Raw genomic sequence first — 24580 nt, 5'->3', positions numbered from 1 at the left:
CATTTAGCACAACATTTTATTAGTGAGGGATAAATGTTGAGCAGCAGACTAAATGAATTTAGCGTGTGGAGTACGCTATTCGTCTATTACTGAGCAGGTTGAGCTGGTGCAGAACCTTCAGCATTTGCTTCTGAAGCAGGTTGAGCAGCAGTACCTTCAGCAGCAGTTGTTTCAGTCGCTGGCTGTTCTTGAGTGCTAACCACTACTTTTTCTTGTTCAGGCGCTTCTTGTTTATCTTTGCTTGCAGCAAAACTTGTTGCAGCTGCAGCAGCTAGAGTAGAAGCAAGTAAAATTTGAGTTAATTTCATTTTGAGCATCCTTATATATTTTAGTAAGTCCTGAAAAGATCATCACGTCCATCAGGAGAGAGCTCATGCTAAATCGAGAAAACCGAGTGATCAATGCGAGCAACAAAGTGAAACAGACTGGTTAACTGGATGAATACATAACCGTCCATCCTGTGTTTTAAATGTAAAAAAAATATCGGAATCTTCATTTAACTTTGCAAGAAAAAATGACCAAATCGACTTTATGATTCATTCATTGTTTACATGATGATTACATCGATGTCGTAAATAAGCAGAATCTAGAAATTTCACTAAAATCCAAATGTAAGGATTCTTTTCGATATGGCTATTTTTTTTAAATATAAGAGTTAACTTTGTCAATAAAGTATGACCAGATATGTCATGCATTCATGCAAATGGAATAAACAGGCTGTTTAACAGCCAGATCATCATTCAATGCCTCGGATACTAGGCTGATCTATGCTTTAGAAAAATGAAGACAGAGAAATGAAGACTAGACTTGCAGCATTTTTTTGAAATCATTATGGTAAAGGCCATCAATCATTGGCTATTTATTTGAGTGACTCACTTTTGAAATTAGTTTCTACCCACGGTGCGATTCCGGTTCATATTATTTCTGGCTTTTTAGGTGCGGGTAAAACCACAGTTTTACAGCAGTTATTAAAGCAAAAGCCAGCGGGCGAAACTTGGGCCGTACTGATGAATGAGTTTGGGCAAATCGGGGTCGATCAACAGATGTTGCCGCAAGATCAGGGCTTTGCGGTGAAGGAATTATTGGGTGGATGTCTATGTTGTAGTAGCCAACTGCCGATGCAAATTGCGTTGTCACGATTATTGTCAGAGGTGAAACCCGACCGACTGTTTATTGAGCCGACAGGTTTAGGGCATCCGGGACAACTATTGGAGCAATTGACCGAGCCACATTGGCATCCGCATTTAGCCATGCGGGCATTGGTAACCGTGGTTGATGGCTCACGCTTACATGATCAAGAGTGGACTTCGCAAAATCTGTATGCCGATCAACTCAAAGTGGCACAAATCGTTGTGGTGTCTCATGTTGATTGTATGAGTGATGCCGATCAAGCTGGTTTAGAACGACTGAAACTAGCGTATTTACCGTATCAGCAGCAATGGATCAATGTTGTCAAAGGTGATTTAAAACTGACAAATATTGATCTTGCCTATGTGGGAAGTCCTCGTAAAATTCAGCCTTTATTGGCAATACAAAAGCAAACGTTGGTCGATGTGCCCACAGAAATTAAACAGTTGCCTTATCATTATGTTGAATCCGCTCAGGGCTATAGTGTGGCAGGTTGGAAACTCCCAAAACGATGGACCTTCGATTTTTTTGAGTTGTTAGATTTACTCTGTGAGCAGCAAGATTGGCTACGGATCAAAGGTATTTTTCAGACAGACCAAGGTTGGAAAACCTTTAACTTTAATCCTGATCAGTTTAATTATCAGTCGAGCGAGGAAAGTATCGATAATCGTGTCGAAATTATTTACCAAACTGAACGTGAATGGCTCGAATTTGAAGATCGCTTAATGCAGTGTCGTATCGATGCCGATAAAGCGGAGAAATAAGTAAATCAACGCAGCAAAAGCTTGCTAAATCTTATATGCTAAGCGCCAAATTTGAGGACTTTCACATGGCGCTAAAAGCTACAATTTATAAAGCAGATTTGAACATTGCCAATATGGATGTACACCAATATGGTGATTATCAATTGACGATGGCTTTGCATCCTTCTGAAACGATTGAACGTTTGATGGTACGTGTCTTGGCATATGCACGCTATGCAGATGAAGCATTAGAATTTACCAAAGATCTTTTCGAAACAGACGAACCAGCGCTGTGGGAAAAAGATTTAACAGGTCAATTGGTGAAATGGATTGAAGTCGGTTGCCCTGACGAAGACAAAGTCAAAAAAGCCAGTGCTCGTTGCCCACACGTTGCTGTGATTACCTATGGTTCTTCAGTAGACGAATGGTATAAACGCAACAGCAAACTGAAAACCCTGAAGAATGTTGAAATTTGGCAATTATCTGAAGCGAGTACAGCTGCCATTCAAGAGTTATGCGAACGAACCATGTCTTTACAATTAAATGTAATGGATGGCGAATGGACTTTGATTGGTGATAAAGCTCAAGCGGTGATTGAATGGACACAATTGCAATAAGCATTTGATGTGATTTAACTCATCACGATGGATGTGAGTTCAGGCTTGCATCCTGACTATAAAATTCGGTATATCTACAAACAATGAGAAAATTTTAAAGATGGGGAGCAGCCGATGTACCCTGATTTTTATTTGTTATTTGTGGCGCTTATGATTGGCGCTGTCATTGGTGCGGAACGTGAGTACCGAAGTAAGTCGGCAGGTCTGCGCACCATGATTATGGTCAGTTTAAGTTCATGTTTATTTACTATCTTATCGTTACGTATCGGCGTTGATAGTCATGATCGAATTGCGGCCAATATTTTGACTGGCCTCGGCTTTTTGGGTGCGGGGGTAATTTTTAAAGATGAAAATCGAATTTCAGGCATTACCACAGCAACTACCATTTGGATGACCGCTGCCTTAGGCATGGCTGCGGGAGCGGGCTATGTCATGCTGAGCTTGATTGGTACGGTGATTGTGCTGATAGTTTTAATTGTTTTGATTTATATTCAAGCGTGGATTGAAGCGAAAAACCAAGCACGGAGTTATCGTATCGTTTGTCACTTTCGACAACAAACGCTGGATGACTATGAAGAGCTGTTTAAAACCTATCAAATGCAAGTGGTTCGTAGTGTGCGACATAAAACTGAACATAAAATCAGTGGGCGTTGGATCTTAATTGGCTCTGCGACAAACCATAGAAAATTAACTCAAGATCTAATGAATGATCAGGATATTCTGGAGCTCAATTTTTAACAGCGTATTTACTACGGCATCCAAAGTAATCCTGTTTATAATAGGGTTTTATTTTGATTGCGGCATTTGAGGTTGAGAGCATGAGCAAAGAATTAGAAATTATTGACTTAGTGGTAGGCGAAGGTAAAGAAGCGGTTAAAGGCGCTTTGATTACAACACACTATACAGGCTGGTTAGAAGACGGCACTAAATTCGATTCATCACTGGATCGTGGTAATTATTTTGAAACGGTAATTGGTACAGGCCGTGTGATTAAAGGTTGGGATCAGGGCATCATGGGGATGAAAGTCGGTGGTAAACGTAAGTTAATCGTGCCATCACATTTGGCTTATGGTGAGCGTAAAATGGGCAATGTGATTCCTGCCAATTCAAATCTTATTTTTGAGATTGAATTGTATGATGTAAAAACGCGCGATTAATACAGTGACTGTTTTAGATCAGTGACATGGAAGTTATTGATCAATTTGATAAAATAGTAGTTGTTATTTTTGTCTTTTACCGTAGATTAGAATAATTGCTCGAGTATAAACGCAGGAATCAAAGCCGTTGTCTTTACAGTTGCCTTGTACCAGATTGTTCTGGGTTCTTACCTTTATTATTTTTACATTGGCACTCACTGTATCGACTGCTCAAGCACAGTATGAAACTGCTCCTAAATCGTTTTATTTAAAACATCAAAACGAAGTTAACCAAATCTACTTCACGGAAGACACCAGTAGCCTCTTACAAGGCAAATGGTTGTTTTATCCAAATCAATTTTTAACGTCTCCGAGTTCGGTTCTAGTCGGTCAAACGGTCTATCTGCCTGCATCATTTAAAGACATCACAGGGGACAGTAAAGGTTTTGGGACATTTACTGGACATTTCCAAATCCCTAAACAATTTATTGGTCGACGTATCGCGGTATTGATTCCAAATCAGTACGGTGCGTATCGGGTATTTTTAAATGGTGATGCGATCGTTCGTTTGGGCGAGGTGGGGGGTACTGAAGCAGAACAAAAAACGGAGAATGCACCGCGAATTGCCTATTTTGTGGCACAAGATGAATATTTCACTTTAACCATTCAGGCTTCAAGTTTTAACAGTATGCACGGCGGGTTTGAAAACCCGATGCGTATTGGTATTGCTAAGACAATAAACCGCCAATTCCAACAACAAATGATGAGTATTGGAATGGTGTCGGGCGCCGTCTTGGGTGTGGGACTCTTTACGATCCTATTTTCTGTTTTCCGAGGTTTACGCGGTCGCAATAGCCGAAGTAATTTGGTGTTTGGCTTATTTATTGTCTTTTTAGCATTCCATAATTTATTTTCAGCACCTTATGCCTATACCACTTTTACCGATATCAATTGGTTGTGGGGCACGCGATTAGAATATTTATTTACTTATTTGGCGTCGATTTTCTTTTTAAGTTATATCCACTTACTCAGTCGTCGCTATTTATTTACCTTAAATTATCAGATCGTGATGTTGCTGTTGTCTTTGAATATTTCAGTGACATTTGTTTCGATGCCTGAAATTTTTCAGCCTTTGGCAACCTACAGCTTTGCCTATGTGATCGTTGTTCTGAGTAATTTTGCGTATGGTTTTTACCTAACACTGAAAAAGAAAGAACCGTATTCAAAATTAAATTTAATCGCGGTTATTTTCCTGTGCATTACTTTTTTAAACGACTTCTTGCTGATGATGAATTTGATTGATTCAGTCAATTTATCGTTCATTTCAACCAGTTTGTATGCCTTGTTGATCATGTTTCAGCAATCGCACCATTATGCACAGCAGTCGATGCATACCGAGCAGTTGAATAATAGTTTGCTTGAGCTAAACAGTTCACTCGATCAGAAAGTTAAAGAGCGCACCTTACAGCTTCACGAACTGAATAAAAAATTAGAGCTACAAATTCGTATTGATGCCTTAACAGGGGCATTCAACCGCCGTGCGCTGAATGCCGAAATTCAACGCTTATATTCGGAGGTCCGTTTTCATAGCCATCGAACATTGGTCTTTGCCATGCTAGATGTCGATTATTTTAAAAATTATAATGACCACTATGGACATCTCAAAGGCGATGAGGTGTTACAGCAGATCGTGAAAACCATGCAAAATACCCTGCCAAGTTCAGCCTATGTGGCTCGCTACGGTGGAGAGGAGTTTGCCATATTGATGCATGATGTTCCGTATGCGATTGCCCAAGAGCAATTACAATTGGTACTCGAAGCCATGCGTAATGAACAACTTGAACATGTTAATCGGGGTGATGAAAAAAATTATGTCACACTGAGTTTGGGCATGGCATGGATGGATAAGCAAAATGACTTCGACAGTATCGAAGCCTTAATGAAGCATGCAGATCATTATTTATATATGGCCAAACAGGCAGGACGCGATCAACTTAAGCCTTGATACCATGAATTGTATAGGTTTAAAAACTCTGAGGTGATATCGCTAGTATCCTTTGCCAATACTTATTTAGATTGATCTCTTTTTAAATTCACCTATCATATTCATCCTATTTGAAAATCTATCTTCTATGAACTTTATCTCTCTACTAACAGAGCTGTTTAACCAATTTGAGCGGAACATCAGTAGGCTCAAAATCCTGATGTGCGACAAAGCCATATTTTTGGTAAAAGGCGAGTGCCGTATGGGTACTTTCTAGACTGATCTCGGTAATATTCTTTTTCCGGACGCAGTGCATCATGTTTAACAATAACGCCTTACCAATGCCTTGGTACTGACGTTCAGGGCAGATATAGTTCAGTAAAATTTGTCCCTGATCACTGACTAAAATAAAGCCGACCACTCGATTGTCACTGACGTAGACCCAACTGTCGTTGTAAAGCATCCACATTAAAATATTTGATTGGTTTGCCTCCTCAAGCCAAGTTTGAATCACACTTTCATTACGTTGATGGTCCTGGATACATGAACGAATGCTGTTGTGAATCACGTGAATAATTTCGGGTATGTCCTGGATTTGTGCTTCGCGTATCATAATTTTTTCTTTTTATAAAAAACTCCAACAGCCTGCCATTTCAGAAGATATCGCCCTGTGCTTAAAGAGGCTTATTGTTGCGTTTTATGTTTTTTTGCTGCCATTGCGCTGTTGGGTTGGGTTTTTATTTCAAAATTGTTGCAAAATTTACAAATGTATATTTATGGATTAATCGCTAAATCCAGAGAAAGATCGACATAAATGCATCCATCCATACTGATTTTAAAACTAAAAATAGATGTAGCATGAATCGATACATATTCAATGAATTGAGCAGGAGTAATAATTTGAAATAAATTAGCGAAGAAAATAGGCCAAATTTCAGCTTTAAAATATTTTTGTATGAATTTTAATCGTTATTGTGCGTTATATTAGTTCATAAAAATATTCGATGGCTCAAGATGTAAAGGCGTGTCATCGGCAGTAGATTGTCATTATGGTTAATTTTCTCATTGTGCTGTGTATTCTGATTGCGTTGTCTGCAGCAGGAATCGTGGTCAAAAAAATAATAAAAACAGAAAAATATCGTCAAAAATATACGCGTTACCAAGCACCAAAAAAATCGAAAAGTATCTCTTTAGCATCGAATGATGATGCTATACGCCAAGTCGATCAGGTCATTGAAGTTGATGAATATGAACAGCAACTTTTTGATGATATTGCGGAAATTTTCTTTCAACAACAATACAAATTAGATTCGCTACAGGCGGCCGAACAGTTACAAGAAGTTTTTTTACGTCGCATGCCAGTCAATTGTAAAACTCAAATTCGCCAATTAGATCTGAATGAATGGTCGATTTATTGGAGTTTTTACAATCAATCGCTCGAGTATTATTTAGGCCGATACGGTGAGTTTTATACACATGTCGACCGTTTTGGCGAAGAACATAAAATTGAATATCGCTATCAAGACTCCGCAAGTTGAAGCAAAATGCGATCTTGGACTAAATCGAGATAACTCAAATCATCGGTTATTCGGGCCATTAAAATCGCGCCTTCATAATCCGCCAAGCTGACTTTGGCAAGTTGAGCGGCATGTTCGATGCTCATGCATCGCTGAAAAAACACTTCAAAGGCAAGTTGCCACTCGTGAAAGATGGACTGTAATTTTGCAAAAATCTCGGTAGGCAAATGTTGCCGTTCCATACTTAAAATCCCGACCAAACAACCTAATCCACCTTGGCTAAAAAACTGGATGGCCTGTTGATGGATGTTCGAGAAAGCCTGTTGAGGGGATTTAGTAGTTTGCTGTAATTGCTGAAAAATACTGTGTTGTAACTTTATATGCGTCAGGTTTAAAATTTCCATCAGTAAAGCGTCTTTATTCGGATAGTCATAATAAAACGCAGCTTTTGAGAGTCCACAGGCTTCAGCCAATTTCCCCATGCTGCAGCCCATATAGCCATAGCGTTTAAAGGCGTGTGCTGACTGTAGCAATAGATATTCTGAGGTGTTTTTCCGTGGACGCATGTATCTCTCTATATGAATAAATCAATGTGATGTGTATGGAGTAAATTGCTCTAGGCGATTAATAGTTCATCAAACCTTCCTATCACTTCCTGCCATAAGGGTTCAGCACCTTTGCGGAAATATCCCATATGACCAATCTGTTTTAGGCCGTAATCTTCCGCTTCAATATTGATATAGTGCATTGACGCTTGCGCATAATGTTGCATAAAAGCATGTCGTGAATTGGGTAATGCCCAGTCTTCATCAAGTGCAGCGACCGCATAAATCGGCGTTTGAACTGCAGCATATTGTTGAGATAGCTCACTCAGCTCAGGGTCGGCAAAGAAATAGGTTGGGTTTTTACACCAACGGCGCCATTGTTTATAGACATCGACAGGAAGGTCAGCGCCCATATTGAGTTTGCTCCAAGGCAAATACCCTTTGATGGCAACCATCGGCGGAAAAACGATATTCCACATAACATGAACTTTCATTTTTTCTTTAAAGGGCATATAGCCATGCCAACCTGCGCCAGTGCCAAAACAATACATGGCACGTATCTGATCGTGATTTGAGGTAAGTCCTAGTGCTTGACCGCCATAGGAGTGTCCCACTAGAAAAGTTTCCTGACCGTGTTGTTGCATATAAGCTATGGCACCAGAAAGGTCATAACGTCCCCAGTCGAGGTAGGACATTTTAAAGCCTTTGAGTTTTGGAGGAGCAGAACGTCCAATACCACGATAATCAAAAGTTAATACTTGATAACCGAGTCCTGCGGCATACTCGGCAAAACGACGGTAAAATTGTTGAGGTACACCTGTAGCACTTGAAATAATAATATTGGCCTTAGCGGCAGTATTAGGCCGATATTCAACGCCTGAAAGCGTATAACCATCGGTTGCAGGGAAACTCACGGGTGTACTATGTATTTCTTGCGCTGCTGGTTCTAAATCCGTTGACATAATTTTTCTCTTGATAGGTAGGACGTAAAGGGTTTACTCACTTTAAATAAAGGGTTATTTGCCCTGAAAATTGGCTGCGCGACGTTGTAGCATGGCCATCACACCTTCTTGTACATCTTGTGTTTTTAGTAGTGGTTGTAAGTGCTGATCCAATTGAGCAAAGGCAGCATCGGCTCCCAAATGCACCCCTTGCTGTACTGCAGCGAGTGTTGCCTGAACCGCCAGTGGTGCAGCCTGTGCAATTTGTTCTGCAAGTTCTATTGCACGAGATAAGGGCGCTTGGTCGGTGATTTCAGTCACCAAGTTCATGTCATATGCCGTTTGCGCATTGAAACGTTCACCTGTGAGTAAATAGCGCATGGCTTTATTCCAACCCGCTGCTTGCACAAAGCGAACTGTTGCGCCACCAAAGGGAAGAATGCCACGTTGCACTTCCATTTGAGCAAACTCCGTGTGACGCTGTGCGATCACGATATCGGCATTCAGCATGAGTTCAATACCCGCTGTAAAACAGAACCCTTGTACCGCGACCACAACTGGTTTTTTTCGTTGTCGTGAGTTGGTTCCCCACGGATTAATTTGCTGATCAGGAAAATTAAACAGCCCGCTGCCAAGTTTGGGTTGTAGTTCGACCAGATCTAGACCCGCAGTAAAATGATCGCCATGAGCAAAAATCACCGCACAGCGTAAATTTGGATCATCTTCATATTCAGTGAGCGCCAGTGAAAGGTCATGAATTAAATGACTGTCAAACGCATTTCGTTTATCTGCACGGTCCAAACCGATTAAATAAAGATGACCACGAATTTCTCGACTTACACGACCTTGTTGTTCTGACATTTGGATAATTCCTTCTAATTATTCTTTATGCATAGCTAAGTTTTTAAACGATTGTTAGAAAACTGTCAAAACTGATGCGTTCAAAACATCAAAATCATCGTCTGGTGGATGAGTGGTTTGATTTAAAATTTACAGAGTTGATATGAAATAGTGTGGGATATAGCTTGCCTTTGGGCTGATTTTTTCCATAATAGCTGCAGCTTTTTTAAGGCCCAATCAACCATGTCGAACTTAGAAATATTTGCAGTTATTATTAGCTTAATCGGGGTGAGTTTAACCATTAAGCGAAATATGTGGTGTTGGTGGTTTAACTTTGCAGCTTTTTTGCTGTATGCCTACTTGTTTTATACCTACAAACTTTATGGCGAAACCATTTTGCAGTTTTTCTTTGTGGTGGTGAACTTCTACGGTTTTTATCACTGGTTGAAGGGCAAACAACAAGATCATGACATCCGTATTGAACCGATTGCGACCAAACTCGTGATCTTTCAAATGCTCTTAGCAGCGGTGGGCGGTTTGATTTTTGGTTTAAGTTTGCACTATTTTACCGATGCAGCCGTACCGATTTTGGATGCACAATTGGCCGCGTTTAGCTTACTCGCAACGTATTGGACCAGCCGGAAACATATTGCTACTTGGGTGCTTTGGGTATTTGTCGATATTATCTATGTGGGTATGTTTATATACAAAGACCTGTATCTCACTGCGGCGTTGTATGCTGGTTTTGTGGGCTTGGCGGCATTTGGTTGGTGGCAATGGACACAAGTCAAAAATAAACAGCAGCAACAGGCGATGAAAGCTTTATAAGGATCATTGGGTGATGGCAAAGCTACTTTTAATAGCCGATTCCGAACCCGATGAATAAGTAAAGAGCGTGCAGAGTCATGATTATCGACTTTCAACTTGAGCAGCAACTGCGTTTTGATCGACAAGCTGGGTTTCTATTGCAGCAAAAAGCGAGCTTTTTTCAGTTTGAGCAAATAGCAGATGTGTATAACGCTGAATGGCTCAAGGCATTTCCACAAGGGACGCAATGTAGCATCAGCGGTTTGGATGATGGTGCAGATGAATACGGCATCCAAATCAGTTATAAACACCAAAGCATCTTGATCGATTATTCACAACCGATCAAATTGGTACACCGTGATCGGGATGGTGTAGTGCATAGCATGCTGTTAAATTAACAACTTAAATTAAACTGAGATTTATAAAAGCAGTACCACAAAGATTTGTTATAGAAATATAAAAATAAGCGCAAGAAGAAATGAAAAGATATGGGAAGCTATTAAAGCAATGACGCAACTTGATCCCAAAGATTCAACATTTGAAATTTTTAATCAGCTATGTTTTGAACTGTTTCATCATTATGGCTCGCACTGCAAGTCTTTTGAACCTAGCGCTTTAATACATGCAAAACCAATGCAACAGCTTCCTGAACAAGCCAGCTTTGATATTTTTAGCCTCGACTTTGGTCATTGGTACGCAAAGTTGTCCTACGCGGAGATGTATTTAAAAATTGATGCGGGCTGGGAATTTCAGCTCGAGTTTAAAGATCAGCATGGGCAAATCTATCAAAAAGTCCTTTAAGGCAGAGTCCAATGAGTTGCAGTATGGCAATTCTGTTTTTTCAGTTTGGTTTCAGGTCAATGACAGCCACAGCGCTTTCCGATTTAATCCAAAGCACAGTTTTAGCAACTGTAGACTGGGCGAAATAAAACAATAAAACCAATATTGACCTGAAGGATTACGAGAATGGCACATCAATTTACCGTCAATGCCACAATTCATGGCGTTTCACTTGAAGATTTTAAACGACTAGCCGCAGATATCAGCTTGCATGAAGCGGTGTGCAAACGCATACCGGGTGAAAATCTAGAAATTTTAGAATCAAAAAAAACAGGTGATATGTATACCTTAAAACGTGCCTATAACTTGGATGTAAATATTCCAGATATTGCCAAGAAGTTTTTAAAAGATGCGTTTCGTCTGAAACGTACGGATATTAGTAATTTGGCGGCATTAACCTCTGACGTCAAACTAGATCCGAACCTACCGCTCGAAGCCAGTTGTAAACGAAGTGTCAGTGGTGATGCAACACAAGTGAGTTTCAATTTGGACTGGACGGTGAAAGTCAAAGTTCCACTGATTGGTGGATTACTTGAAAAACATGCAGAAGGTGAAATTCGTCGTTTTAGTCAGCTTGAGATTGAAATTGTAGAAGATGAATTGCGTAAAAATTTAAAAGCCTGAATTGATTTGAAAGCAAGTTAAAAAAAGCGGTCATTGACCGCTTTTTTATTTTTAGTGCGAAGTTTTTTCAAAACGTTGACGATAAAGCATCGCAGTAAAGAAGGTCACCAAACAGACGCTCCATATATAATACATGGCGCCAATGTTGCTGTATAAACTCAACCATTGAACCAATGGCAAGGTGATACCACCCGCGATGGCATAGGCCAAATTGTATGAAAATGAAATGCCCGAGAAACGAATCTGTGCAGGGAACATTTTCACCATACTATAAGACACCATACCAACCGTGCCTGATGCCAAACCGAGCAGCATATAGAGCGCAAACACGGTCGATGCTGCCACATGGCCCAAGCTGTTATAGAACACGCCCGCAATTATCGCAACAAGGAGGGAACCGAATAACATCACTTTACCCGCACCGAAGCGATCTGCCAAAAGACCTGCCAAGATACAACCGACCATTTGCATCACAATAGCGGCACTTTGCATTTTAAAGGCATCGGCCCGTTCAAAACCAAAGGCGCCCGTGAGTAGATTTGGCATCGCTAAAATCAATACAACAACGCAGCCAGTTAAGAACCATGTAAACAGCATACCAATCACAACGCCTGTTTTGTGCTGTTGCAGCACTTGTTTCACAGGAAGCTCTTTAGCCAATTGTTTCTTTTCTTGCATGGCTTTAAATACAGGCGTTTCTTTTAAATAACTGCGGAGATAGAGCGCAACAAAACCAAAGATTCCGCCTAGAATGAATGGAATCCGCCATGCCCAATCATGGATTTCTGACTCTGTAAATTGTAATGAAATAAACAAAGACATCAGTGCGCCCAATAGGATACCTAAAGATAAGCCAGCAGTGAGTAAGCCATTGGCGATCCCAATTTTTTGCTCAGGCACATGCTCTGAAACAAAAGTCCATGCCGCAGGGATTTCACCACCAATCGCGATGCCTTGAATCACACGCATCAGTAGGAGCAAAAGTGGTGCTGCATAACCAATACTTTCAAAAGTCGGCATCACACCGATCATCAGTGTAGGTAGAGCCATGAGTAAAATAGACAAACTAAATAAACGCTTACGACCAATCAAATCGCCAAAATGCGCCATCACCACACCACCCAACGGGCGGAAAAAATATCCGGCTGCAAAAATACCGTAAGTATTCAGCATCGCCCAAAATGGACTGAGTCCAGTGGGGAAAAACAGTTCCGAAATAATTTTGGCGTAAAACACATAAATGACAAAGTCATAAAACTCGAGTGCGCCACCGAGGGATGACAGTCCGAGGGTACGTTTATCTTGACGAGTCAGGCGTGGCTGAGCTTCCATGCAAATATTTTCCAGCAGCAAATAGCATTTGAGGATTTTAGTGATTCAAATTTTTATTGAATAATCAAACTTTGTTGCCTTATTAAAAACTTATAGTTATGAAAATATCGTGAATTAAGAACAAAATAATATAGATAAAGTCGCATTAACTTAAAGAATGATTGGTGATGGATGGCGTTAAATCTTGGAATATAAATGATAAATATCAATAGTATAGGGCGGTGTGATCTGCTATTTTACTTTGTGCTCTATATAAACCATAAAAGATTCAAAGCCATAGCATGCCGTTGTTTTATACTCAGAACCGATAATAATGCATATTGCATGGTTGTTTTTTTTTAAATAACTGATGTTACGCAGTAACATCAGAAGCGTAATTTGATTCAAATGAAAGAATGATAAGCGGTAACGTCATCCGCAAGTGTTTGAGACAGGACTCCTTCTAATCAAAAATGTTTTTGCGATACTTTGAATAATTTGATACTAGTGAACGAGTTTTGTCGGTGAGGTGCATTGCACCGCAAGATGGTTTCCTTGCGAAGCTTTGCTTCTCATTTTGCCTAATGAGAAACATTGTTTCGTAAGAGTACCTCCAGCCGAAGGCTAATCCCTTTATTTAAATCCTAGATGTAAGACTTCGTCGAATAAACTTAAATATCATTTTAAAAATGCGTAATTACTTTTACGTGCGTAACATCAGTTAAATAATTTAAGCTTGCTAGACTTAAAAAAGGATAAATACATGAGTCATATTGCTGCTGTTGCACAACGTGGTGAAGCAATTTTGACGCTCACTGCCGCAGAGGTGCAAGCATCTGAAATAGGTTCTGCATGGTTAACTGCACTAAGTGAAACACTTCATGCCACTATGCTTGAGCGTCAAGGCGTAGGCATTGCCGCACCGCAAATTTATGTTTCTAAGCGGGTAATTATCGTGGCTTCACGTGCAAATTTACGCTATCCCGATGCGCCTGAAATGGAGGCGATCGTGATGGTCAATCCAGTGATTACATCTCGATCTACGACCACGGTTTTGGGTGAAGAAGGCTGCTTAAGTGTGCCGAATGCACGAGGACAAGTCCCGAGAGCCGAGCAAATTCACGTGCGATATTTGACCCTTCAAGGTGAAGTCAAAGAGAAAACCTTGAATGGCTTTCCCGCACGGATCGTACAACATGAGGTCGATCATCTGAATGGGATCTTATTCACCGAGCGTTTAGAATAAAAACCGTGCTATTCCAAAAATATAAAAGTGACCAATTGAGCTAAAAAAATAGCGGAAAAGTAATTTGAATAGTGGTGCAAGTGAAGTTTAAAGGCTTCAAAGATTGCATGCTTAACTGTGAAAATAGACTTTCTTTTTGAAGCTAAAACCTTGTATAACTAGCGAAATAATAAAATAAAAAAGTAGATTAATGGGGAAAAATTGGGGCAATGCTGTCTGTACAAAATGGGGCGTACAATGGCGTAAATTGAAGCATCTTTTGTTTGAGTCAGACTATCTCATCATCAATTGGTCTGACTACGATAAAGGGCGTTTACTCCTCATCTTTGGCATGCTGAGTCAAGTTAGCGTGTTGAAGTGGTGCATCATGAATTTTTATTATTCGACCAATCGGATTTGGTTTAATCCGAGTGAACTCAAGTTCAGGATCATCGTCGCTTGTATAGTCCTACTCAGTTATGGCGTATTGGCAGTACTCAGTCTTTATTTCAAAAAATATTTAAATTTTAGACTGTTTTTTAGCTATTTTGCGCCCGTCCTGTTTGGGATCGGCATGATCTATGGTGGCTATATGATCGGGATCTATAGTCCTGCCACTATGGCGGGGACGGTCAATCTGCTGATGGTCGGTTTGGTTTTTTATCGTCCTGCGATTATGCTCAGTATTACATTTCCGATCACACTGTTTATTGGCTACATTTGCTATCAAACTTCGATTGACCATCTAGAATATGCACCGATTTTCAGCCCAGCTTTAAAACAGAGTGAGTTTTACGACAACGCCTTTTGGCTCATGAGTATGGCGGAGTTGTATTTGCCCATATTGATCGTCAGTGCAGTATTTTTTCAGATTTTGCTTTTACAGTGGCGACACCGTGAACAAAAGATGGAAGTCCTCAGCCGTGTTGATGGCCTGACCAATGTGTTTAACCGTCGTTATGTCAGTCATGAACTTGATACGCTCAGCAAACAGACACGGCCTGAATTTGCAGTGGTTTTGCTTGATCTCGACCATTTTAAATTGATCAATGACCAATATGGACATGATGCAGGAGATGCCGTTTTACAACGTGTTGCTCAAATTTTAAATGACAATACTCGTGTACAAGATGTGGTTGGGCGTTATGGCGGTGAAGAATTCATTTTAATTCTAAAAAATCAGAGTTTAGAGCAGGCGATAGATGTGGCTGAACGCTGTCGATTGGCAATTTTTGAAGCTGAAACCATGATAGCCAACCATCAAATGTTGAAGATTAGTGCAAGTTTTGGTGTGGCAACAGCAATTGAGGGAACACCGTCTGCTGTGGTCACGCGTATGGCCGATCAAGCGCTGTACATGGCAAAGCAACAAGGTCGTAACCAAGTACGCAGCTTTCGTGAGTTAAACTTGGCAGAAGATTAAATAATTTAAATGATAGTTATGCAGCAATTACAATTTCAGCTCGGATTAGCGCAGCTCCACTTTCAGACCGAGCAAAAGAATATTCATTTTGATCATGGCTTAGCGGCGTGGGTACAAAAATGTGTTCAACAGCGCTTCATCTGTAATGAGGCAGCGACTATTGCAGAATGAACCTGTCGCGAATAACCATATTGTTTTAGATCTGACTAATATTTCTTTGATACACGATGTTGGTGTCCGAATGTTGTTTGAAGGTGTAGATCGTTTAATTGCGGATGGTCATCGCGTGGCAGTGATCGACTCTGAGCATCTTTTGGAACAAAGTCGAAGTCATGCAGGACATGAGGTGGTGGTTCGGGAAGAGTTGAGTCAATATTTGCATCGGTTTGAGCGTTAATTCATAAAACGTGATTTTTGATTTAGGCAAAGTGCTCAAAAGTTTAGTGCTTAGATCGGCTATAATTTTCTTTTTGCGTTAAATTTGCTTATGTCTTTTGAGTTAAAAGTCAGTTTACTCCCGAGTGTTGAAGCTTTATCCCCACAGCATAAAAAGCTGAACAAACTGATTGAGCAAATCGAACAGCAAAAGCAAGACTTACAGCTTTGGCAAAATGCCAAAAGTGAGATTCAGAGTTATATCCAACTGAAACTTGTGCCGATATATCGTGATTTGCATGCGGTGTACTACCGTCAGCTTGCACAGCTTTGGTTGCACATACAGCAAGAAGACTTTGCCAAAGCGGATTTAGCTCAGCTCGATGCCAAGCTTGCGAAATTGGCAAAGCAGTTGAAAAAATCCAATTACTTAAATACTGCCGAACTTGAAAAGGTTGCTGAGGTGGATGTTTTTTATCAGCAGCATCATGCACATAATCAAAAGCCGAATAAAAAAGCTAAGTTGACCCAAACTGAACAGAGCAAAGTAGAAGGTCATTTTGATGTTGAACAAGAAGCTACAGAACAACATGAGTCTTATGAAGAATGGGACAGTGAGCAATATCAACGTGAAAAAGAAGAGCATCAGCGTAAACGGTTAGAGCAAAAACGTGAGCAAACTGAAAAGTTAGTGAATCAATCACTGAAAACCGTGTATTTAAAAATCACCGCTATGATTCACCCAGACCGTGAACCTGATGAAGCTAAAAAAGCGGAAAAAACCGAGTTGCAGCAAGTGGTGAATCAAGCTCATGAAGCACAGGATTTGTTTTATTTATTAAAGCTGCAATTACAGCTTGAAACCAATAAAGGCAAAAGCCCTAAAGCTTTAACTGATGAACATTTAAAGTTTTATAAAACGGCTTTAGAGGCTCAAAGCCAACGCCTAGCCAGTCAGATAGATGACATTACGGATAGTTTTCACTGGAGCGAAAAGCCGAAGCCGAAAAATATGCAGGTGAAAGATGTGTATAAGGTGATTGATGGCGATGTTGCAGTGCTGAAAGAGCAAGTGAAGTGGGAAAAAGAACGGCTGAAATATATGGAGAAGGTGAAAGGGTTGGAAGTGTTGTTGGGGAATGGGGTTTTATAAAATCACCTCTCCCTAACCCTCTCCTGAAAGGAGAGGGGAAATCCATTACATATCAAATTTAAGTTATAAATTTGGATGTATTAGTGGGGCTGAAATTTCATAATAAAAATTAGATTCACAATGAATGTTCCCTCTCCCTATGGGAGAGGGCTAGGGAGAGGGAAATAAAAATGAAAATAGACCCTGTATTATTAGAGTTTGCCAAAAACATGCGCCACACAGCCACCGATGCTGAAAACCTCATGTGGCAAATTCTACGTGCCAAACGTTTTATGAACCTGAAATTCCGCCGTCAGCATGTGATCAAACTTTATATTGTGGATTTTTACTGTCATGAAATTGGTTTAGTGATTGAGTTGGATGGTAGTCAGCATGGAACGAATGATGCGATTGAATACGATGCTGAGCGAACTAAGTTTTTAGAGGCTTTGGGTTTAACTGTTGTACGATATTGGAATTATGATGTGTTGGGGAGGACGGATGTGGTGTTGGAGGATTTGTGGAATTTATGTCTTGAGCTGAAAGTAAATCAAGAATGAAAAATTCCCTCTCCCTCGGGGAGAGGGCTAGGGTGAGGGTAGAATTTATAATGGAAAAAACTAGAAGCACCTCTCCCTAACCCTCTCCTGAGAGGAGAGGGAACACCATTGTGAAATTCCTATACTCATTGAATCTAGCATTACTCACTCCCCCGTTATAGAAATTAAAAATAATAAAAACAATAATTTAATTAATATTGTAAAGAAATGACGATTTTTTGTTGAAAAAATGTATATAACCCATATTTATAAAAGAATGCATTTAGAAATAAGAGATATAAAAATGGCAAGAACGATTAATGGTGCACTTACTCGATTAGTTGAAGATAAAGTTAATTTGGTAAAAAGTCGCACTGATGCAGGTAGAAGAAGCAGAGATCACTTGCTAGAGCAAATTAAAAGACTTAATGACAATAGTTTGGAAAAGCTAGATTTTGCAGAAACCTATAATTTGCCATTTGGCTCATTTTCTAGAAGAACTAAAGTTAAACCACTTGATGATATCGATCAAATGATAGGTCTAAATGGTGGCAAACTAGTATGGAATGAAGCTACCAATTATGATGAAGCTATTATTTCAATTCTAAATCCATTGGATAAAGGGATTTGGTCTCAACTTCTGAATGATGATGATACTTTGAGTCCTATTAAGGTTCTGAATAGATTTAAGCGCATGTTGAGTGGAATGAGCGGGTATCAAAATCCACAATTAAACAGACGTCAGCAAGCTGTGACATTTCAAATGACCAGTAATGAATGGAACTTCGATTTAGTTCCATGTTTTTATACTCAAAGTGGAGTTTATTTAATCCCAAGTGGGAATGGTAATTATTGGATGCAAACTGATCCAAGGAAAGATCAGACTTTAGCAACGGAAGTTAATCGACAGCATAATGGAAAAGTATTAGAAATTATTCGTTTGATGAAATATTGGAACAAACAAGATAGAAAGCCGTCTATACCATCATCATATTTGTTGGAAGTTATGTTGTTATATTTTTATAAATCAAGATGGTTGACAACAGCAGGAACTTTGCAAGAAGAAGTTGAAAAAAGTCTAATTTATATACGTGATAATATTTACTCTTGGGTTGAAGATCCAAAAGGGATTGAAGGTAATATCAACAGATTAGATCATGATGTTCAAAATAAAATTCATGCACGTGTTACCAATGACTTGGAAAATATTAAATATGGTAATTACTATGAAAGTATTGGTGAAAAAGAAAGAGCCTTTGAATATTGGGAAAAAGTATTGGGTTCATTTTTTCCTGCTTATGGATGATTTAAGTGTCTAATATCTTACATAAGCAAAATCTAGACGAAAATTTAAGATTTTTAGCAGCTCAAAGACAAATAAATAGTGACCTTAAAGCAAAAAGGTCAATAGTAAGGCTGTTTAGTATTCTGATATTTGCCATAAGTGTCTTGGTCTTAAATAATTCTATACAGGCAGATGATACTTATTCTGTAATTAGAGAGTTATTTTGTATTGGTGTTGCTATTGTTTCTTATTTTTTAATATGGGGTTTTGAGTCTGATAGGGAGTCTGCATCTAAATTTCAAAAAAAATTTGATAGTAATTTATTCGATTTGAATTATGACATAACAACCCAAGATGAGATAAAAGCATCAAAATATGCTGAAAAACATAATTCAAAAGTAGGTAATCTAGAAAAGATTGAAGGCTGGTATACATCAGCAATTGGTAATAAAGCATTTCCAGAAGATATCATATCTTGTCAAAAGCAAAATCTTATGTGGACTAGAGAACTTAAAAAACATTATGTAATATTTTTATCTATTTTAAATTTTCTAATTTTAGGTGGTTCTTTATTCATTGTTTTTTCTTTCTGGTCTGATGGTTTCTATTCTAAACAAAAAATGATTTATGAAATTATCATTTTTTATTTATGTTATATGAGTGCTTTTTTGATGCCATTGATAAAACATATTTTGGACTTATATAAACTTAATAGGTGTATTTTTTTGTTTTGTGAATTAAAAGATTTAGTTGGGATGTCCTTCGCAAAAAAAATGAACATCGCTCTGATTTCAAAAATACAAAATTGTATTGATGACTACCGTAAGTCTAATTTATCTGTACCAGATTTTTTTGCTGAAGGTCGTAAGTATGTGTTGGAGGCTAAATCTAAAATATGGGTAAAAGATTAAAAAAACCCCTCACTAAGAGGGGATTTTTTGAATCAAACTACAGCATTAAAGCGCTGCAATCTGCTCCATATTCGCTTTAATCTTCGCTAACTGGTCAGCAAACTCAGCAAGTTTAACTTTCTCGCCTTCAACTACAGCAGCAGGAGCTTTCGCAACAAAACCTTCGTTAGAAAGTTTAGTCGCAATTTGGTCATGCTGCTTTTGAACCTTGTCTAAGTCTTTTTGTAGACGACCCAATTCCGCTTTCGGGTCAATTAAACCTTTCATTGGAACAAATACTGATACATGACCTACAACAGATGAAGAAGACAATGGTGGTTGTTCAGCATCAGCCAAGAAGGTAATGCTTTCAACTTTTGCCAATGCTTTGAACAATGGTTCAATACGAGCGATTTGAGCTTTTTCCGCATCCGTCGTGTTTTGAAGTAGAACAGGCAACAAGCGAGCATTACCTAAGCCCATCTCACCACGAATGTTACGTACCGCACCAATCAAACCTTGCAGCCATTGCATATCTGCTTCAGCTTGTTCATTCACTAACGCTTGGTCAGCAACAGGGTACTGAGCTAACATGATTGTTTCGCCCGAAATGTTCAGTTTTGGCGCAAGTGTTTGCCAGATTTCTTCTGTTAGGTAAGGCATCAATGGGTGAGCCAAACGTAAAGACGCTTCCATTACAGCAAGAAGAACACGACGTACTTCAGCTTTACGTTCAACCGATACGTTTTCGTCATTTAGAACAGGCTTAGTCAGCTCTACATACCAGTCACAGTATTCATTCCAAATGAACTCGTAAGTCGCTTGTGCAGCCAAGTCTAAACGATAAGTCGCGAATGCTGTTTGCACTGCTTGTTCAGCTTTTTGCAGACGGCTCACGATCCACTGTTCAGGCAATTCCCAAAGATCTTGACGAGCATCGATACCAATCACTTGCTCTTCGCAGTTCATCATTACGAAACGAGTAGCGTTCCAGATTTTGTTGGCAAAGTTACGGTAACCTTCAACACGTTTCATATCGAACTTGATGTCACGACCTGTGTTTGCAAGCGCACAGAAAGTGAAACGAACAGCGTCCGTACCGTAAGATTGAATGCCTTCAGGGAATTCTTTACGGGTAGATTTTTCAATCTTCGCTGCTTGTTTCGGGTTCATCAAACCAGTTGTACGTTTTTGTACTAAAGTTTCAAGATCAACGCCGTCAATCAAATCTAATGGGTCAAGCACGTTGCCCTTAGATTTAGACATTTTCTGACCTTCTCCATCACGAACCAAACCGTGAACGTACACAGTTTTGAACGGCACTTGTGGCGTACCATCTTCATTCTTCATGAAGTGCATGGTCATCATGATCATACGCGCAACCCAGAAGAAGATGATATCGAAACCTGTTACCAACACATCAGTCGGGTGGAAAGTATTTAAGAAATAGTTTTCTTTATCTTTCGCAGCGTCGCCTGTCCAACCTAAAGTTGAGAATGTCCAAAGACCTGAAGAGAACCAAGTATCGAGTACATCTTCGTCTTGTTTTAATTCAACTTCAGGTGCAATGCCGTTTTTCGCACGAACTTCAGCTTCATCACGACCTACAAATACGTTGCCTTCAGCATCGTACCAAGCAGGGATACGGTGACCCCACCATAATTGACGTGAGATACACCAGTCTTGAATGTTGTTCATCCACGCCATGTACATGTTGCTGTATTGCTCAGGTACAAATTTGATGTCGCCATCTTTAACCGCTTTAATTGCAGGCTCAGCAAGAGGAGCGATCTTCACATACCATTGGTCAGTTAGAAGTGGCTCAACGATCACGCCTGAACGGTCACCGCGAGGTGGCTTCAAGGTGTACGGTTGAATTTGATCTAACCAGCCTTCAGCTTCAGCTTGAGCAACCAATTTTTTACGTGCAGCAAAACGTTCTAAACCAATGTAGTCCGCAGGGGCAGGAATGGTTTTAGAAATTTGCTCGCCCGCTTTCGCGATGTATTCAAATTCAGCAAGAACTTCAGCATTTTTGTTGAAGATGTTGATGATTGGAAGTTCACAGCGTTTGCCCACTTCATAGTCATTGAAGTCGTGCGCAGGGGTGATTTTCACACAGCCTGTACCAAATTCTTTGTCTACATATTCGTCTTTAACGATTGGAACAGCACGGCCTGTAATTGGCAAGATAATGTTCTTGCCAACAAGCGCTGCATAGCGTTCATCATCAAGCGCAACCGCAACAGCTGTATCGCCAAGCAATGTTTCAGGACGAGTGGTCGCAACGACAATGTGATCTTTGCCGTCATGGGTGCGGATTGATTTGTCTTCAAAGAAGTATTTGAAGTGCCACAGTGAACCTGCTTCTTCTTTATCAGACTCAACTTCTAAGTCAGAAAGGGCAGTTTGTAGTTTAGGGTCCCAGTTCACAAGGCGTTTACCACGGTAAATTAAGCCTTCTTCATGTAGCTTAACAAACACTTCTTTAACGGCATTTGATAAACCTTCATCCATGGTGAAGCGTTCACGTGACCAGTCTACAGATGAGCCTAGACGACGAATTTGACGAGTAATGTTACCACCAGATTGTTCTTTCCATTCCCACACTTTTTCGATGAACTTTTCACGGCCTAGGTCGTGACGGCTGATGCCTTCAGCGCCCAATTGACGTTCAACAACCATTTGCGTTGCGATACCGGCATGGTCAGTACCCGGCTGCCAAAGGGTATTTTTGCCAGACATACGGTTATAACGAGTCAACGCATCCATAATGGCATTGTTGAAACCATGACCCATGTGCAAGCTACCAGTGACGTTTGGTGGCGGAATCATAATACAGAATGAATCACCTTTTTGAGATGGCTTGAAGTAGCCTCTCTCTTCCCAAGTCTTGTACCATTTTTTTTCGATCTCGGTCGGATCGTAGGTCGTAGCAATATTTTGCGCTGAATCAGTCATAGTCTAAACAGATCAAAAGTGGATAAAAAATTAGATCTATTGTAGCAAAAAAAATGGTGAATTAGGGATGTTGGGCGAATGTTAACTTTTAGGATTTGGCAGTAAATAAAAGAGTCCGTATGATAGGACCTAAGATAAGAAGTATCCATTGATCCCAAAACTAAGATAAAAGGAGCAATATCAAATGACTTATTCTATTTCTTTAAAGATTCAACCTACGACATATCAACGTTTTGAGACGATTCATCAAAAACTCAATGAAGGTGAAACAGAAAGTCAGTCCAAAGCCTTAGGGGATAATTTAGCGGATATTGCATGTGAAATTTTAGATCAAGTTTTTGGCCAAATGGCGCGCATGAATAAGTCTGGAGACAATGAATCCGAAAAAATTATTCAGCAAATACGTGAAACGACCCGTAAATATATGCCGTGGTCGGTGTCTTTTTTCAGCAATGACCGCCTTGTACCGATGGTAAATTATTTATATGGACGTTTTTACAGCGAAGATGGTCAGCATTATATGCATTATCCGATCGATGCCTCTTTAGCCACCGACTTGCTTGCCTATGTCAGTCAAATGAAAGAAGGGCAGAATCAATATGTCCCACTCGCATTGAAGGCATTTACACAAGTGGTCGATGCCGGGGTGACGCATTTGGTGCGAGAACCAAAAAAAATGCTGAAATTTAATATGGTGGTGGATAAAACTTTAACCGGTGTCATCAATCTCACCACGCAACTCGGTTATAAACGTTTTGATAAACTCGGCAAAATTTATGATGCACAATCGATGAGTCAGTACTTTGACCATTTTATGGTGTTTTTGAGCAATGAGCCTGTACTACATAAAGCATAAAATACATATAAATGAATAAATTAGTTATTTAAAAGGATGTCAAAATGGCAAAACGAGATGATTTGAATGGAAAAGTGGTGTGGATTACTGGGGCATCTTCAGGTTTGGGTGAAGCTTTAGCAAAAGAATGTGCTTTGCAAGGGGCGCAGGTCATTTTGACCGCACGTCGTTTTGAAGAGTTGGAAAAAGTCCGTGTTTCATTATTACATCCAGATCAGCATCTTTCAGTGTGTGCAGACATTACCAATGAAGAACAAGTTCGCCATGCTTATGAACAAGTCCTTGCGCATAAAGGTCGAATTGACTGGCTAATCAATAATGCGGGATTGAGTCAGCGTGCATTGATCACGGATACGACCATGCAGACTGAACGAGCCATCATGGAAGTAGATTATTTTTCTCAAGTATTTTTGACTAAAACCGTTCTACCGACTTTTTTAGCGCAAAAGTCTGGTCGAATTGCTTTTGTTTCAAGTGTTGCAGGCTTATTAGGGACACAATACCGCGCGACCTATTCTGCTGCAAAAGCTGCTATTCATATGTGGGCAAACAGTCTACGTGCGGAAGTTGCGGATCAAGGGGTGGGCGTATCAGTGATATTCCCCGGATTTGTCAAAACCAATGTTTCATTTAATGCACTCAATGGTGCAGGCAAGCCACAAGGGCATCAGGATGAAGCCATTGAAAATGGTCTAGAAGCCAATGAGTTTGCCGAAACGGTGGTGCAATCTTTGCAACGTGGGGAAGAATACATCGTGGTGGGTGGTTCTAAAGAAAAGCTCGGTGTTTGGGTATCTCGATTATCACCAACAACGTTGTATAAAATGATTCGTAAAACCAAAGTGAAGTAAATTTTATCAA

27 protein-coding genes are annotated in these 24580 nt (G+C 39.9%); 20 read left to right on the top strand and 7 right to left on the bottom strand.

What is annotated here, in order from left to right:
* Positions 1–86: 86 nt before the first annotated feature.
* On the bottom strand, positions 87–308 hold the full coding sequence (locus FTT77_RS06210) for a hypothetical protein (protein ID WP_078191424.1): 222 nt from the start codon (positions 306–308) through the stop codon (positions 87–89).
* A gap of 570 nt (positions 309–878) precedes the next feature.
* Here FTT77_RS06210 and FTT77_RS06205 point away from each other — a divergent pair.
* The 5 genes from FTT77_RS06205 to FTT77_RS06185 all read left to right on the top strand — a co-directional run bounded on the left by FTT77_RS06205 (position 879) and on the right by FTT77_RS06185 (position 5629).
* Complete coding sequence (locus FTT77_RS06205) at positions 879–1892, top strand: GTP-binding protein (RefSeq protein WP_180109077.1); 1014 nt, start codon at positions 879–881, stop codon at positions 1890–1892.
* Between the two features lie 65 nt (positions 1893–1957).
* Positions 1958–2488, top strand: coding sequence for a YaeQ family protein (locus FTT77_RS06200; RefSeq protein WP_078191423.1), 531 nt, complete (start codon positions 1958–1960; stop codon positions 2486–2488).
* Between the two features lie 114 nt (positions 2489–2602).
* On the top strand, positions 2603–3226 hold the full coding sequence (locus FTT77_RS06195; RefSeq protein ID WP_180005309.1) for an MgtC/SapB family protein: 624 nt from the start codon (positions 2603–2605) through the stop codon (positions 3224–3226).
* An 80-nt stretch (positions 3227–3306) separates the two neighbouring features.
* A complete protein-coding gene (locus FTT77_RS06190; protein WP_180005310.1) occupies positions 3307–3645 on the top strand; it encodes an FKBP-type peptidyl-prolyl cis-trans isomerase in 339 nt (112 codons plus the stop codon).
* 187 nt (positions 3646–3832) lie between these two features.
* A complete protein-coding gene (locus tag FTT77_RS06185) occupies positions 3833–5629 on the top strand; it encodes a diguanylate cyclase domain-containing protein (RefSeq protein WP_180109101.1) in 1797 nt (598 codons plus the stop codon).
* 145 nt (positions 5630–5774) lie between these two features.
* Here FTT77_RS06185 and FTT77_RS06180 read toward each other — a convergent pair whose 3' ends face one another.
* A complete protein-coding gene (locus FTT77_RS06180; RefSeq protein WP_180021235.1) occupies positions 5775–6221 on the bottom strand; it encodes a GNAT family N-acetyltransferase in 447 nt (148 codons plus the stop codon).
* Between the two features lie 436 nt (positions 6222–6657).
* Here FTT77_RS06180 and FTT77_RS06175 point away from each other — a divergent pair, with 436 nt between their 5' ends.
* A complete protein-coding gene (locus tag FTT77_RS06175; RefSeq protein ID WP_180109076.1) occupies positions 6658–7146 on the top strand; it encodes a hypothetical protein in 489 nt (162 codons plus the stop codon).
* Here the strand turns inward: FTT77_RS06175 and FTT77_RS06170 are convergent.
* From FTT77_RS06170 to FTT77_RS06160, 3 genes are read right to left on the bottom strand one after another with little or no spacing between them, the layout of a single operon-like run.
* Positions 7128–7691 carry a TetR/AcrR family transcriptional regulator gene (locus tag FTT77_RS06170; protein ID WP_180109075.1) on the bottom strand — a complete coding sequence of 188 codons (564 nt, stop codon included), beginning with the start codon at positions 7689–7691 and terminating at the stop codon, positions 7128–7130. The genes FTT77_RS06175 and FTT77_RS06170 overlap by 19 nt on opposite strands.
* A gap of 50 nt (positions 7692–7741) precedes the next feature.
* On the bottom strand, positions 7742–8632 hold the full coding sequence (locus FTT77_RS06165) for an alpha/beta fold hydrolase (RefSeq protein ID WP_180109074.1): 891 nt from the start codon (positions 8630–8632) through the stop codon (positions 7742–7744).
* A gap of 54 nt (positions 8633–8686) precedes the next feature.
* Entirely contained in the window at positions 8687–9472 is a 786-nt protein-coding gene (locus tag FTT77_RS06160; protein WP_180109073.1) for a crotonase/enoyl-CoA hydratase family protein, read from the bottom strand.
* Between the two features lie 222 nt (positions 9473–9694).
* Between FTT77_RS06160 and pnuC the strand changes: the two genes are divergently transcribed.
* The 4 genes from pnuC to FTT77_RS06140 all read left to right on the top strand — a co-directional run bounded on the left by pnuC (position 9695) and on the right by FTT77_RS06140 (position 11722).
* The gene (pnuC, locus tag FTT77_RS06155; protein WP_180005315.1) at positions 9695–10279 is read left to right on the top strand and encodes a nicotinamide riboside transporter PnuC; all 585 of its coding nucleotides are present in this window, start codon (positions 9695–9697) and stop codon (positions 10277–10279) included.
* A 77-nt stretch (positions 10280–10356) separates the two neighbouring features.
* Positions 10357–10656, top strand: coding sequence for a hypothetical protein (locus tag FTT77_RS06150; RefSeq protein ID WP_180109072.1), 300 nt, complete (start codon positions 10357–10359; stop codon positions 10654–10656).
* Between the two features lie 109 nt (positions 10657–10765).
* Entirely contained in the window at positions 10766–11059 is a 294-nt protein-coding gene (locus FTT77_RS06145) for a hypothetical protein (RefSeq protein WP_180109071.1), read from the top strand.
* Between the two features lie 165 nt (positions 11060–11224).
* Positions 11225–11722 (top strand): DUF2505 family protein, encoded by a 498-nt coding sequence (locus FTT77_RS06140; protein ID WP_078192225.1) that lies wholly within the window; start codon positions 11225–11227, stop codon positions 11720–11722.
* 51 nt (positions 11723–11773) lie between these two features.
* Here the strand turns inward: FTT77_RS06140 and FTT77_RS06135 are convergent, their stop codons facing one another.
* Positions 11774–13054: an MFS transporter gene (locus tag FTT77_RS06135; protein ID WP_180007554.1), complete on the bottom strand. Its 1281-nt coding sequence runs from the start codon at positions 13052–13054 to the stop codon at positions 11774–11776.
* A 742-nt stretch (positions 13055–13796) separates the two neighbouring features.
* Here FTT77_RS06135 and def point away from each other — a divergent pair.
* From def to FTT77_RS06095, 8 genes are all read left to right on the top strand, one after another.
* Positions 13797–14279, top strand: coding sequence for a peptide deformylase (gene def / locus FTT77_RS06130; protein WP_180025816.1), 483 nt, complete (start codon positions 13797–13799; stop codon positions 14277–14279).
* Between the two features lie 190 nt (positions 14280–14469).
* On the top strand, positions 14470–15681 hold the full coding sequence (locus FTT77_RS06125) for a GGDEF domain-containing protein (RefSeq protein ID WP_180048762.1): 1212 nt from the start codon (positions 14470–14472) through the stop codon (positions 15679–15681).
* Positions 15682–15699: 18 nt separating this feature from the next.
* Complete coding sequence (locus tag FTT77_RS06120) at positions 15700–15852, top strand: hypothetical protein (RefSeq protein ID WP_180007557.1); 153 nt, start codon at positions 15700–15702, stop codon at positions 15850–15852.
* On the top strand, positions 15842–16078 hold the full coding sequence (locus tag FTT77_RS06115; RefSeq protein WP_180007558.1) for a hypothetical protein: 237 nt from the start codon (positions 15842–15844) through the stop codon (positions 16076–16078). Before FTT77_RS06120 ends, FTT77_RS06115 begins: the two co-directional genes overlap by 11 nt.
* 90 nt (positions 16079–16168) lie before the next feature.
* On the top strand, positions 16169–17209 hold the full coding sequence (locus FTT77_RS06110; RefSeq protein ID WP_180007559.1) for a molecular chaperone DnaJ: 1041 nt from the start codon (positions 16169–16171) through the stop codon (positions 17207–17209).
* Between the two features lie 170 nt (positions 17210–17379).
* Positions 17380–17748, top strand: coding sequence for an endonuclease domain-containing protein (locus FTT77_RS06105; RefSeq protein WP_180007560.1), 369 nt, complete (start codon positions 17380–17382; stop codon positions 17746–17748).
* Positions 17749–18031: 283 nt separating this feature from the next.
* Positions 18032–19033 (top strand): hypothetical protein, encoded by a 1002-nt coding sequence (locus FTT77_RS06100; RefSeq protein WP_180007561.1) that lies wholly within the window; start codon positions 18032–18034, stop codon positions 19031–19033.
* A 5-nt stretch (positions 19034–19038) separates the two neighbouring features.
* Positions 19039–19923 carry an S-4TM family putative pore-forming effector gene (locus FTT77_RS06095; protein WP_180007562.1) on the top strand — a complete coding sequence of 295 codons (885 nt, stop codon included), beginning with the start codon at positions 19039–19041 and terminating at the stop codon, positions 19921–19923.
* 45 nt (positions 19924–19968) lie between these two features.
* Here the strand turns inward: FTT77_RS06095 and FTT77_RS06090 are convergent, their stop codons facing one another.
* Positions 19969–22863 carry a valine--tRNA ligase gene (locus FTT77_RS06090; protein ID WP_180109070.1) on the bottom strand — a complete coding sequence of 965 codons (2895 nt, stop codon included), beginning with the start codon at positions 22861–22863 and terminating at the stop codon, positions 19969–19971.
* A gap of 184 nt (positions 22864–23047) precedes the next feature.
* On the opposite strand from FTT77_RS06090, the gene FTT77_RS06085 reads away from it, so the two are divergent.
* Both FTT77_RS06085 and FTT77_RS06080 read left to right on the top strand, forming a co-directional pair.
* A complete protein-coding gene (locus FTT77_RS06085) occupies positions 23048–23719 on the top strand; it encodes a hypothetical protein (protein WP_180007564.1) in 672 nt (223 codons plus the stop codon).
* 44 nt (positions 23720–23763) lie between these two features.
* On the top strand, positions 23764–24570 hold the full coding sequence (locus FTT77_RS06080; RefSeq protein ID WP_180007565.1) for an SDR family oxidoreductase: 807 nt from the start codon (positions 23764–23766) through the stop codon (positions 24568–24570).
* The last annotated feature ends 10 nt before the right edge of the window (positions 24571–24580 follow it).

It is taken from the genome of Acinetobacter sp. YH01010, assembly GCF_013420775.1.
Lineage (GTDB): Bacteria > Pseudomonadota > Gammaproteobacteria > Pseudomonadales > Moraxellaceae > Acinetobacter > Acinetobacter amyesii.
The sequence above is the reverse complement of the archived record's forward strand: the minus strand, read 5'-3'. Positions and strand labels throughout refer to the sequence as shown.